The 13242-nt window shown below is 36.3% G+C and carries 9 protein-coding genes; 3 read left to right on the top strand and 6 right to left on the bottom strand.

All coding sequences use genetic code 11. The features are described 5' to 3' along the window. The first annotated feature begins 150 nt into the window (after positions 1-150). From Q4493_RS13255 to Q4493_RS13245, 3 genes are read left to right on the top strand one after another with little or no spacing between them, the layout of a single operon-like run. Entirely contained in the window at positions 151-1491 is a 1341-nt protein-coding gene (locus Q4493_RS13255; RefSeq protein ID WP_303453469.1) for a pitrilysin family protein, read from the top strand. Then, entirely contained in the window at positions 1475-2866 is a 1392-nt protein-coding gene (locus Q4493_RS13250) for a pitrilysin family protein (RefSeq protein WP_303453466.1), read from the top strand. Before Q4493_RS13255 ends, Q4493_RS13250 begins: the two co-directional genes overlap by 17 nt. A gap of 36 nt (positions 2867-2902) precedes the next feature. Beyond that, positions 2903-5746, top strand: coding sequence for a pitrilysin family protein (locus Q4493_RS13245; RefSeq protein ID WP_303453463.1), 2844 nt, complete (start codon positions 2903-2905; stop codon positions 5744-5746). Positions 5747-5830: 84 nt separating this feature from the next. On the opposite strand, the gene Q4493_RS13240 is transcribed toward Q4493_RS13245, so the two are convergent. The 6 genes from Q4493_RS13240 to Q4493_RS13215 form a co-directional block, all read right to left on the bottom strand. Next, positions 5831-6214: a PleD family two-component system response regulator gene (locus tag Q4493_RS13240; protein WP_303453460.1), complete on the bottom strand. Its 384-nt coding sequence runs from the start codon at positions 6212-6214 to the stop codon at positions 5831-5833. Between the two features lie 174 nt (positions 6215-6388). After that, on the bottom strand, positions 6389-7894 hold the full coding sequence (locus Q4493_RS13235) for a S10 family peptidase (RefSeq protein WP_303453457.1): 1506 nt from the start codon (positions 7892-7894) through the stop codon (positions 6389-6391). 127 nt (positions 7895-8021) lie between these two features. Next, positions 8022-8594, bottom strand: a complete 573-nt coding sequence (locus Q4493_RS13230) for a HutD family protein (RefSeq protein WP_303453454.1) — start codon at positions 8592-8594, stop codon at positions 8022-8024. A 108-nt stretch (positions 8595-8702) separates the two neighbouring features. Beyond that, positions 8703-9632 carry a tetratricopeptide repeat protein gene (locus Q4493_RS13225; RefSeq protein ID WP_303453453.1) on the bottom strand — a complete coding sequence of 310 codons (930 nt, stop codon included), beginning with the start codon at positions 9630-9632 and terminating at the stop codon, positions 8703-8705. Between the two features lie 232 nt (positions 9633-9864). Next, entirely contained in the window at positions 9865-11556 is a 1692-nt protein-coding gene (locus Q4493_RS13220; protein WP_303453451.1) for a M1 family metallopeptidase, read from the bottom strand. Positions 11557-11716: 160 nt separating this feature from the next. Next, positions 11717-13213, bottom strand: coding sequence for a DUF418 domain-containing protein (locus tag Q4493_RS13215; RefSeq protein ID WP_303453448.1), 1497 nt, complete (start codon positions 13211-13213; stop codon positions 11717-11719). Positions 13214-13242 lie beyond the last annotated feature (29 nt).

Raw genomic sequence — 13242 nt, 5'->3', positions numbered from 1 at the left:
AAACGGCCTTTCAACGTATATTTTATTACTTTCAACGGAATAAAATATACGTTTCGCAACAAATTATGTTAAATTTTTGTTATAAAACATGATGAAAGTCTAAAGAACTTTTATCAATTAACCTTTCATGAAAGTAATACGGAGTATTATATGAAGTCGTTATTGACCATTATTGCTTTGGTTATGCTGTTTGTTAGTCAACCCCTCCAAGCAGTAACCCAAGCCGAGGATGTCAAAACATTCACCTTAAGCAATGGAATGAAAATTATGGTGTTAGAAGATCATTCTATTCCTAACGCCAATATGTACTTATTTTGGAAAGTGGGATCGAGAAATGAATATCCCGGCATTACCGGTTTATCGCATTTTTTTGAGCATATGATGTTTAACGGTGCTAAAAAATATGGCCCGAAATTGTTTGACCGTACGATGGAAGCGGCTGGCGGTAGTAATAATGCTTATACAACTGAAAATTTGACGGTTTATACCAATTGGTTCCCGGTTACTGCTATTGAAACCATTTTTGATTTAGAGGCCGATCGAATCGCTAATTTAGCCATTGATGCAAAAATGGTAGAAAGTGAACGAGGAGTGGTGACTTCAGAGCGCAGTACCGGCCTTGAAAATTCCAACTATCGCAGTATTTCTGTAGAAGTGAAAAATGCGGCTTTTCGCGCCCATCCTTATAGTTGGTCAGTAATTGGTCACCAATCTGATATCGATAATTGGAGCCTTACAGATTTAAAGCAATATCATAAAACTTATTATGCTCCTAACAATGCCGTAGTTGTTATATCAGGCGATGTCACGGTTGAACAAGTAAAACGCTTAGCAAAACAATATTTTGAACCTATCCCTGCGCAACCAGCGCCGAGAAAAGTACATACGATTGAGCCGGAACAAAAAGGTGAAAGACGGGTTTATTTACAAAAGAAATCTGTTACTACACCGAATATTTTAATGGCTTATCATGTGCCAGAAACCCAGCATCAAGATTTTTACGCACTCGAGATTTTAAATGATATTTTAACCACAGGTGATAGTGCACGCTTGCAAAAGTCTTTAGTTAACGAACAACAAGTTGCCAGTTCTGTTTTTAGTTATCAACCGGAGTCGATTGACCCTAACCTGTTTTATATTTATGCCATAGCAGCAAAAGACATTGGTGCTGAGCAATTAGAAAAAAGTATTATTGCAGAGATAAATAGCATTATAAAAGAAGGTGTTACCGAACAAGAATTACAAAAGGTTAAAAACACTAAATTAGTTAATTTTTACCGTCAAATGGCAACGATAAATGGTAAAGCAAATACGATTGGTAGTTATGAAATTTATTTTGGCGATTATAAAAAGCTTTTTACTGCCCCAGAAGAATATAGCAAAGTTACTTTAGCTGACGTGCAAAGAGTCGCTAAAACATATTTGAGAAAAGCGAATAGAACAGTCGGTGTATTATCTTCACAAGAGGACAGCAATGATGCGGATCTTTAATTATTTATTCTTGCTCAGTGCAACAGTTTTTAGTGCCGTTAGTATGGCAAATTATACCTTACCTACTTATGAGAAATTTACATTAGACAATGGCTTAGTCATCTATTTAATGGAACAAAAAGAAGTCCCGTTAATTGATATCAGTGTTGTCATAAAAGCAGGGGCTATTGAAGATGGCCAACAATCAGGCTTAAATTATTTTACCGCAAGAAATCTTGCCTTAGGTACGCAATCATTAAATAAAAATGAATTGGATGAAACGATAGACTTTGTTGGTGCTGATATTTTCAGTACGGCAAACTTAGAGTTTGTTACCATTGGTGCCTCACTTGCTAGTAAAGATAAGCAAAAAATTCTACCTATTGTGCGCGACCTAGTAATATCGCCTCGTTTTGATAATGATGAATTTGAAAAATTAAAACAACGACATATTTTAAACTTACAACAAAGTAAAGAACGCCCTGGTTCGGTGATCAATCACTATTTTAACCAACTTGTTTTTGGCGAACAGGGTTATGGCTCTGTTGTACAAGGAGATAGTCAATCCATTGAAAACCTGACACTGGAACAATTAAAAAAACACTATCAACAATGGTATCAACCAAGTAATAGTGCGGTGATTGTTGTCGGTGATTTTGACAGTAAACAAATGAAAAAGCAGCTTACAACTTTATTTGCGCCTTGGAAAAACACTCAAGAAATAACAAGCACTAAAGTTGCTAAAGCCGCCAAGGCAACCACATCAAAATTATTATTGGTGAATAAACCTGATGCACGTCAGTCCACGTTTTTAATTGGCGGTAAAGGTATAGTACAAAGCAATCCTGATCGGGTTGGTATTTCGGTAATAAATACTATTTTAGGTGCTCGCTTTACCTCATGGTTAAACGATGAATTACGGGTGAATGCTGGCTTAACATATGGTGCAAGAAGTCGATTCAGTTCATACAGTCAAGACGGCAGTTTTGCTATATCAACTTTTACTAAAACCGATACCACGATTGAAGCCATAGATTTAGCATTGAAAACTTACGCAAGGTTATGGGAAAAAGGCATTGATAATGAAACCCTAACTTCAGCAAAGGCATACGTAAAAGGTCAATTTCCACCACAATTTGAAACGTCTAGCGAGCTTGCCTCGTTACTAGTCAATATGTATGGCTATCAATTTGATGAAAGCTATATCAATACCTTTGAACAGCAAGTTGACTCGTTAACGATTGAAAAAACTAAACAATTAATTCAACAATATTTCCCACAAGAAAATCTTCAATTTGTTGTCGTTGGCCAAGCTGATGCTATTCGGGATAAACTGAATAAATATGGTGAAATAATTGAAGTGAACATTAGTGATATTGGTTTTAAAACTAAATAGCATAAAAATATAATCAAAATACAAAGGAGAAGTCTGTTGAAAAAGTGGAGCATTGCTTTAGTCATTGCTTGTTTAGGCGCGTGTGAACAAGCAAGTACACCTATCGAAGAAAATATATTACCGCCAGGTGTTAATTTTATTGAAGAAGTTACCGCACAGGCAGGTAAAACGGTTATTCCTTACAAAAAATATACCTTAGATAATGGCTTAACAGTTATTTTACATCAGGATAATTCTGATCCATTAGTTCATGTTGACATGACATATCATGTTGGCTCAGGACGCGAAGAGATAGGAAAATCTGGCTTTGCTCACTTTTTTGAGCATATGATGTTCCAAGGCTCTGAAAACGTTGAAGATGAACAACATTTTAAATTAGTTACAGAAGCCGGTGGTACCATGAATGGTACGACAAATAGTGATAGAACCAACTATTTTCAAACAGTACCAGCGAATCAGTTTGAAAAAATGTTATGGCTTGAAGCCGATAGAATGGGCTTTTTAGTTGATGCTGTGACACAAGAAAAATTTGAAGTGCAGCGTGAAACCGTAAAAAATGAGCGTGGTCAACGAGTTGATAACCGCCCTTACGGCCGATTAAATGAACGTGTCTCTGAAGCTCTTTATCCAGCTGGTCACCCTTATTCATGGCCGATAATTGGTTATATGGATGACCTTAACCGCGTAAACGTTAATGACTTAAAAGCCTTTTTCTTAAAATGGTATGGTCCTAATAATGCAACCTTAACCATTGGTGGCGATATTAATGAGCAGCAGGCACTAAGCTTAGTGAACAAGTATTTTGGCTCTATTCCACGTGGCCCTGAAGTTGCCATGCCAGAAAAGCCAACTGTGACGGTAGAAGATGATCGTTATATTTCAATGGAAGACAATGTTCATCTTCCATTGTTATACATGTCGTATCCAACAGTTTCTATTCGTCATGAAGATGAAGCGCCACTTGATGTACTTTCCAGTATCTTAGGCGGTGGTAAAACTTCATTGTTTTATAAAAATTTAGTGAAAAATCAATTAGCCGTTCAAGCTTCTGTGAGCCATCCTTGTGCTGAATTAGCATGTACCTTTAACTTGTTTGCTTTACCTCATCCAGCCTCTGGAAAGACCCTTGCTGATATTGAAAAGGTGATCCGCGATACGTTGGTTGAATTTGAAGAGCGTGGCGTTGAAGACGACGATTTAACAAAAGTAAAGGCGAGCATGGAAGCAAGCTATATTTTTGGCCTACAGAGTGTTGCGGGCAAGGTAAGTACGTTAGCTTCCAATCAAACATTTAAAGGTAACCCTAATTATATTGCTCAAGATATTGCTCGTTATGCAAATGTATCAAAAGCCGATGTAATGCGTGTATTTAAGCAATACATCAAGGGGCAACACGGGGTCATCATGAGTGTGATTCCAAAAGGAAAAACCGACTTAGTTGCTGCAGAAGATAATTTTACTCCGCCATTAAGAAGCGCAGGAGTTTTATCAGAAACATCCTCAGAAGAGCTGGTTATTCGTAAAGCAAAAGATACATTTGATCGTAGTGTCATCCCGACATCAGGTGCGAATAAAGCGGTTGATGTGCCCCAAATGTGGCAAAAAACTCTTGCCAATGGCATTAAAGTGTTAGGAACGCAAAGCACTGAAACCCCAACCACTACATTATTATTAAAAATACCTGCGGGTCATTACTATTCTGATAAAGAAAAAGCCGGGGTTGTTTCATTACTTGCGAGTGCATTAAATGAGTCAACCACTGAACGTAGTGCTGAAGAAATGAGTAATGCTTTACAAAAACTTGGTAGCTCGATAAATATTTCAGCCGGCAGTCAATATCTTAATGTTAATGTCAGTACGTTAACTAAAAATTTAGACGCCACTTTGTTATTAGTAAACGAAAAATTGTTAAAGCCTGCTTTTATCGAGTCAGAGTTTGCTCGCAATAAAAGCAATGCTATTCAAGGGATTATTAATAGCAAAAAAGACGCTGGCTACTTAGCTTCAACAGCTTATCGTCAATTGCTTCAAGCTGATAATATTGCCTCTGTATCTAGCCAAGGTAGTGAAGAAAGTATCAATAATATTACGCTATCAGATGTAAAAGTATTTTATCAGCAGCAGGTTAAACCTTTTGATAGCCAGTTGATTGTTGTATCAGATCTACAAGAAAAAACATTAACACAATCATTGGATGTTTTTAGTGCATGGCAAGGTAAAGGAGAAAAACTATCACTCGTGTTAGCCGAACCTGACACCAAAACAGGCGTAATATATTTAGTCAATAAAGATGAAGCAGCACAATCAGCTATTCGCATTGGTAAGCGCTCTATGACGCAAGATATTACGGGTGAGTATTATAAATCATACTTAATGAACTTTGCGTTAGGTGGTGCTTTTAATAGTCGTATCAACTTAAATCTTCGTGAAGACAAAGGGTACACTTACGGTGCTCGTTCATACTTTAGTGCCGATAAATTTTCTGGAAATTATACCGCTTCTGCTGAAGTGCGTGCCGATGCTACAGATAAATCTATCGTAGAATTTGTTAATGAAATAAAAGCGTATCATGACAAAGGAATTACCGCTGAAGAATTAAGCTTTATGCGTAATGCTATTAATCAAAAAGATGCCTTAAAATATGAAACACCACGTGCAAAATTAGGCTTTTTGGCACAAATTTTAGAGCATGACTTAACAGCTGATTTTGTTAAGCAGCGCGCTAAAATCGTTGAATCAATTACCAAAGATGAAATCAATGCGTTAGCGAAAAAACATTTAAATATTGAAGATATGTTCATGGTTGTAGTCGGTGATGCTAAAACGTTAGCACCGCAACTCGAAGCATTAGGTTATGAAGTGATTGACTATAAAATTTAACGATTGATTACCAAATAACAAAATATAATCATTAAAATAAAAAGGTTAACCAGCTGATTGGTTAACCTTTTTTATTATTACAAACTAAGCCCAGGGTAGATGAAATTCTATTTCTTCTAAAAGCTGATTGGCATTGACAGGTTTCGTTAGATAGCAAGCGCCACCTAATTGTTTTGCTTTTGCCCTATCGTGTGGGCAATCTGAGCTTGAAATAAAAATAATAGGAATATCGGCTCTACTGTTCGATTTTTTGATACGTTTACAACATTCAAAGCCATCCATATTTGGCATTTTTATATCAAGTAAAATTAAACTAGGTTTGAATGTTGTTAGTAATTTTAAAGCTTCCAAACCACTTTGAGCAATAAGAACTTGATGGTTTAAATCACTGATCATTTTAGCAATAATACGCGTGTTTATAGTACTGTCATCGACGATTAATATGCTCGTTTCTAATGACTCTACCATGATTTATCCATCTCAATAATTAGGGGGTAAATTAATACTAGATAGAGACGGTTAACTTGTAAAGAAATCTTCGTTGCGTTAAATGCTGTATTTTCTACACGATTAGAATAAATATAACTTATTGATAAGATGGTAAAACCTTATTATTAAGGCTTTACCATTTAAATGGGTGAATTAATACTTAGCGGCTTGTGTTTTGCTCGGTAAGGTGTTTTTCATAAAGGTACGAATATCGTCATTTGATGTTTTTAAGTCTTCATGGCGTAGATACATCATGTGACCACTTTCATACCCTTTAAATGATAAACGGTCTTTCATTTTACCACTAGGATCTAGCTGCCACATGGTGTATTTCGCATCAAAATAATTCGTTGCACCATCAAAATAACCCGATTGAATCATCACATTTAAGTATGGGTTTGACGCCATCGCTAAACGAAGGTTTTCGCCAGTATTATTATTTGAACGATCCCAAGGGTGAACATTGCCAAACATGTTGTATTTGATGTCGGTTTTATAGTTAAGTTCTTCACGTAAATAGTAATTAATAGCTGGCGTAAAGCTGTGTAACCAAGAAGTTAACTCGGCATTGTAGTCAGGTCGAGCGCCCACGGCTTTTTTGTCGATACCTAAATATCGAGAATCTAAACGACCTATCGTTTGCTCGCGGTCTCGCAATAACTCTTTCCAAAAGTAATTATTGCTAATGTCTAAATTACTACGTAAAACTTCTTGTGTTGATAAGCCTGAATACTGAGCTACTTGTTGCGCAATAGTTTGTTTTTCCTGATCACTAATAAACGCACCTTTGGCTAGAGCAGGTAAATATTGATTAATAGTAAAAGCTTCAACGTCAGGCAAGAGTTCTAATAAGGCTTTCTTTTGTAAGTTACTGTCTAGCGCTTTATGGTACCACGCAGCTGCAGCAAAATAAGGTAAACGGTTGGCTGTTTTTACTGGGCCTTCACGTTTAATACCAATATCAGTAGGTGAAACTAATATCACACCATTTAAATACATCCATTGACGTGATTGCAACTCCAACGCTAAACCTGAAACACGCGTTGTACCGTAACTTTCACCTATCAAATATTTAGGTGAACGCCAGCGATCATTACGTGATACAAATGTTGTGATCCAATCGGCTAAATATTTTATGTCGGCATTTACCCCGAAAAACATTTTCTTTTGTTGTTCTTTTGATGGCATTTTTCCATCTTTATCGGGCAATACGCGTGAATAGCCAGTATTCACTGGGTTTACAAAAACAATATCAGCAACATCTAATACCGAGTAAGGGTTCGTTTTTACCCCATAAGGTTGTAAAGGGTAACCTTCATCATCGACATTTAAAATTCGAGGGCCGGTATAAGCAACGTGCATCCAAACAGAAGCAGAGCCTGGTCCACCGTTAAATGAAATTAATAAGGGTCGTGAACTGTCATCTTTTACATCACTGCGTTGATAGTAGGTATAAAATAAACTGGCGGTTGGATTGCCTTCATCATCCCAAACAGGTTGTGTGCCGGTTGTTGCGGTATAGTTTACCTTTTTACCGTTTATTTTTGTCGTGTGAGTAGTCAAATTTTTTGTGTCTATTTCTAACTTACGCATATTGTCAGCGTAAGCAAAAGAAGTAAGACAACTGATAAGAAGAGCGAACTGAATGAGTGTTTTCATGACCTTGATAACCCTTTATTTTTTGAAATTTCTTGCTTATTTTTAGGTATAACAAGCATAGAGTATAAATAAATAGCTGTCAGAGTATTTCCGTTGAATACCATTGTATTTGCGTTGATTGCCTGACTTACTCGTTGATGCTTTTAATGAAAATTAGGATTAAGTCTGTCCCTGATAACTCTACACCTTTAGGTTGAGTAAGCTGCAATAAATCACCATGATCAATTTTATGAATAACGCCTTGTGGATCAATCACTTCAATACTTGCGTATAAACTATAAGCAAATACGAGTCCGTTAAAATTGATCGATTGATTGGTTGGCTGAGTAAAGGTTCGTACTTTGGTATCACATGCGACTTTTGAGGTTATAATATTAAAGTCTTTAATCCCACCTTTTTGCAATTTACCTTCTGTTTTACTGCCGCCATCAAAGGTTGCAAAATCCAGTATATTTGTCAGCGTATCGGTTTTATTCTCATTATGCGTTAATGAAATGCTATCACCTTCAATTAACACTAAATTTCTTGTATAACCGGAAAAGTCAGAGAATATGCCATCTTCGGCAACCGTGGCGATACTTAATCGCCAATCAAAGCTATCTAAGATACCTGTTGGATTGATAGCGAGTTCGGTGGTCACCCCTTTACCATTTTTCCACGGTATTGTTTTAAAAGACTGAGCAGAAATGATCTTTATCATAGTGTTCAAATAGGTAATAAAATGTAAGGTCGTTAGTGTCGTTTACAACTTGATTAAATTCAATGAATTAATATAAGACGCGAGATGGTCAAGTGACTTAATCGACAATTAACATGCACTTAATTGAGCTTTTAACTGGTCTAAATTGTATGTAGGCTTGTTGGGTAAATATTGAGGTTCAATTTCGTTGAAATTTGAATCCTTACTACATACTTCGCCTTGTTTTAATTGGGTTTTAAGAAGGCGAAACCTAGCTTGATTAGCTTTAACATAGTCACCCGCCTCAACCGAAAATGAAATGGCATTCTGGTAATTTTGTACCGCTTCTTTATGTTGTGATAATTTATTGTGTATATCGGCCAAATTAAACAGTACCACCGCTATTTGTTGTTTATTACCAAAAAGAAATACCCATTTTTTCGTTTCTTGCCAATGCAATAATGCATTTTTATAGTTTCCCAATCGGTTTGCAACATGTCCAAGGTTACCATGAAGTTCTACCATAAAGCGTGTGTCTGGACTGTTTGGGTATTTCTTTGCCAAATCTGACAATAAATCATAAGCGGCTTGATGTTCTTTCAATTGCATTTGCAAATTTGCAAACTGAACTAACCTTAAAGGAGAGGGGTAAACTTCATTCATTTGTGCTAATAACGATTTTGCTAAAAAGTAACTTTTTTTGGCGGCTTCTTTTTCGCCACGATACCAAGCGGTTTTCGCAAAATAGATTGCATTAGTAACCTGAAATGGTAAAGGGAGTTCAGGTTGGTTAAGCCATTTTTTACTTTCTTGATAAAGCGCGTCAGGTCTTTGTAAGTTAAAAAGCGCTTCCATCTTATATTGTAAAATTTCAAAATATATTCGACTATTTTGAGGAGCAGACAACAAGGCTTCATCAACCTTTTGTAAACAAGTAAAAGGTGAAGTTAAACAAATATTGGCGATAACAGGTAAACTTAAGTTACTAGTTACCTTCTTTTGTTGAGCATTCTGTGAATCGGCAGTGGCAGCAAATACAACTAATCCATGCAAAAGCATGATAAAAGCCATCTTTTTTTTATTAAAAATATAAGCCATTGCTTTTCAGCACTATCTACAGTGGTAATTAAGGTTAACCAATAGTAAACAAGTGAACGACTATTACAATGAAATTTAACCTCAAATCGCTATTTACAAAACAATTTAGCCATAAATTTACAAGTATTTAACAAGGAGAATCATCTCGTTAACATCTGATGATTCTCATTACTCAATGAGAAAAAAATTATTGCTACTCTTGGGAAGGTGAACCTAAAACATTTTGGCTATTTATATAAAAATTAGCATCAACGATTAAGCTTGGGTTAGTTTCTTTTAACGTTACCGTTGTCCATTGTGTGGTCGGCGATAACCAATGTGTTTTACCGTTAATACTAACTTTTACTGGCATATCAAAATTTTGAACGGCATTACCCCAACGTATTTTCATGGTGTTATCTTTAATAAAGTATTCAAATGTTGGTATGCGAATATCACGTAAATATTGATCAAATACTTTAGTGAAGTCTTTACCTGATTTCTGATTAATATACTGTTCAATATCATTAGTAGTGACTATTTGATGATAAAAGTCTTTATTTAATCCACGTAGAATGTCACGCCAAATGTCGTCATCATCAATGATCTGACGCATCATATGTAACATGTTACCGCCTTTGTCATACATGTCACTTGACCCTCTTTGATGAACATTATATTGACCTATTATGGCCGTTTGGTTAGCAATGTTCAGTCGTTGTCCTCGTGTATATTGAGACGCGGTTTCTTGATCAAAATGGTATTCTAGAAACAAGCTTTCTGAATAATTAGTGAAGCTCTCATGGATCCACAAGTCTGCAATATCGTTATGAGTAATATTATTAGCAAACCATTCATGCCCAGCTTCATGCACAATAATAAAGTCAAATAACATACCTGCGCCTGTGCTACTGCGATCACGTCCCAAGTAACCATTTTGGTAACCGTTACCATAAGTCACTGAACTTTGGTGCTCCATACCTAAATAAGGTGCTTCAACAAGTTTAAAGCTATCTTCATAAAAAGGATAAGGGCCAAACCAATACTCAAAAGCTTCAATAGTGCGTTTAGCATCTTTGAATTGCTTTTTGGCTTTCGCTAAATTATGCCTTAACACCCAATAATCCATATCTAGTTGACCTTTTTCACCTTGGTACTTTTCACCAAAATGTACATAGTCACCAATATTAATATTGACACCATAATTGTTAATGGGATTAACCACCTGCCAATGATAAGTTTTTGTTTTAGCTTGTTTATTGTGGTCAACTTTAATTAAGCGGCCATTCGAGACATCGACTAAATGTTCTGGCACTTCAACACTCATTAATATGCCGTTGTCAGGTTCGTCATAAGCATGGTCTTTGTTTGGCCACCAAATACTAGCGCCAATGCCTTGATTACTCGATGCAATAAAGTCGATACCATTTTCATCTTTAGACCAGGTAATGCCACCATCCCAAGGAGCACGAATGGCAACTTGTGGTGCCCCCGAAAAAAACAGGGTAATTTGTTGTTCTGAGCCAATTTCATGTGATTCTTCAACGGTAATAAAATAACTATAACCGTCTTTTTCAACACTGAGCTCTTTACCCGATTGCACCACTTTTTCTAATTTCATTGGTGCTTGTAATTCAATTTGTAAGCGTTTTTTTTCAGCTAAAACACGGTACTTCATGGTGTTTGTACCTGAAATTGTTCTTGCTTTAGGATCAACCTTAATATCTAAATGATAATGCCCTAAATCCCACCATGCACGTTCAGGGGTAATTGCTCCTCTTAGAATATCTTGTCGGCTAATAGTACTGTTTTCACTCAACAATTCAGCTGCTGTTGCAACCTGAGATAAAAGCGATAGTAAAGAAAGAAAACCTATTTTAATCATCTTATTTGTGATTTTTTTCATAATTATTCCATGATAAACCTAGTTTTATACAATATACATTAATTGATTGGTGTGTCACAGTGCAAATTACATGAATAATTGTTGATAGAATTTAACGTAAAGGGCGAATTATTCTAAATAACTCCTCGCACTTAAATAAGCAACGAGGAGCGAAAGTTACTTACTGATTATTTATTTTGATAGGTTGCCACTGTAAATAGGTTATTGAACGCCACAACCACTCTAAAGGACCAAATTTAAAATGATTTAGCCATAGTTTACTAAAAATAACTTGTGCAATAATTATCACAACGGCTATTAATATTTGCTCTGCACGGGCTATTTGACCAAACATGCCGCCAGCATAACCATAAAAAATACTGGTGAGGATTATTGATTGACCAATATAGTTTGTCAGCGCCATTCTGCCTAACGGTGATAACCATGAAAAATACTTCATAAAGCTGGCTTTTTGTGAAAGTTTTACCAATAAACCTAAGTAGCCAAAAGCTAATACTAATTGCCCATAGTATTGTAAGCTCTCTCCAATGACTGATATTTCAACAGCTCCTTGAGTCGCTGGATGCAACACTAAATAGGTCCCCGAAATATTTAAGACAACACCAAAAATTAACCCGCCCCAACATAATATATTAAAGAAATTTTGGTGAGACTGAGGCTTGGTTATCCGTTCACTGGCCACTAACCAGTAGCCAATTAAAAACAAAGGTAAACAGATAAATATTGCCATCACCGGCGTGATTTTTAATGAGAAGATGGCTTGTTTAATACGATACTCTGTCGCAACAGCATAACTCGATTGGGTAAATGCCTCATATTCTTCTTCATGCTTTTGTTGTGTTTCTAACTTATGTTCAACGCGATTTTCTATCTCGTATGCAATTTTTTCTTCCGGTGTTAAATTCTCTAAATCAGGCTCTTCATCTTCTTCAGTACCCGTGACTGCATGCGTTTGTTCAGGAGATTCTATTTCTGGACTGGATAATGCCTGTTTTTTTGCCTGTGCATTTATTGATTCAAGCTGTATTTCAGATTGCTCGATGATAGTGACTTGCTCACGCCAGTCATTGGTCATCACTTGATGAGTGCGGGTAATACCAAAAAAGAGTGAGACGGCAATTGAAATAAAGAACGGTAATGCCATCATCCACAAACCAATTTTTAAATAGGTTTTAGGGTGATTGTGTTTGACAAAACGTTTGCTGCGCATTAAAAACACTAAGCCTAACAGCAACATTCCTCCAACGGCATAATCATGAAGAATATCACCATTCCATAGAAATAATAGATGACACATGCCAAAGATAAATAAAGCTAACATTCGTCTACTGAACCAAGCACCGAAAGGCTTATCGACGGCTTGCGCTTTTAACAGCATCACGGCAAACCCCATACCAAATAACAAGGAAAATATTCGATAGAACTTGCCCTCTACAAATACTTTTACGAGCCAGCTTGCCGCCCAATCTAAACCCGTTAATTTTATATCAAAGCTTAATAATTCACTAATGGGTCGATTAAACCACTCGATATTCATAAGTAGAATACCGATAATGGCAAAGCCCCTTAGTAAATCCATGACTTGAATTCGATTGATATCTTCAACAGGGCTTAAGCGTGCTGGCATTTCATGTCCAGTGTTAGTTGTCGTTTCCATGCTTTCTCTTCTTGTTATTATATATTTGA

Source organism: Colwellia sp. 1_MG-2023 (assembly GCF_030546755.1).
Lineage (GTDB): Bacteria > Pseudomonadota > Gammaproteobacteria > Enterobacterales > Alteromonadaceae > Thalassotalea_H.
The sequence above is the reverse complement of the archived record's forward strand: the minus strand, read 5'-3'. Positions and strand labels throughout refer to the sequence as shown.

Bases quoted from the DNA above. Each gene is read 5' to 3' on its own strand.
- Q4493_RS13255 (WP_303453469.1), top strand. From the start codon at position 151: ATGAAGTCGTTATTGACCATTATTGCTTTGGTTATGCTGTTTGTTAGT.
- Q4493_RS13250 (WP_303453466.1), top strand. From the start codon at position 1,475: ATGATGCGGATCTTTAATTATTTATTCTTGCTCAGTGCAACAGTTTTT.
- Q4493_RS13240 (WP_303453460.1), bottom strand. From the start codon at position 6,214: ATGGTAGAGTCATTAGAAACGAGCATATTAATCGTCGATGACAGTACT.
- Q4493_RS13235 (WP_303453457.1), bottom strand. From the start codon at position 7,894: ATGAAAACACTCATTCAGTTCGCTCTTCTTATCAGTTGTCTTACTTCT.
- Q4493_RS13230 (WP_303453454.1), bottom strand. From the start codon at position 8,594: ATGATAAAGATCATTTCTGCTCAGTCTTTTAAAACAATACCGTGGAAA.
- Q4493_RS13225 (WP_303453453.1), bottom strand. From the start codon at position 9,632: ATGCTTTTGCATGGATTAGTTGTATTTGCTGCCACTGCCGATTCACAG.
- Q4493_RS13220 (WP_303453451.1), bottom strand. From the start codon at position 11,556: ATGAAAAAAATCACAAATAAGATGATTAAAATAGGTTTTCTTTCTTTA.
- Q4493_RS13215 (WP_303453448.1), bottom strand. From the start codon at position 13,213: ATGGAAACGACAACTAACACTGGACATGAAATGCCAGCACGCTTAAGC.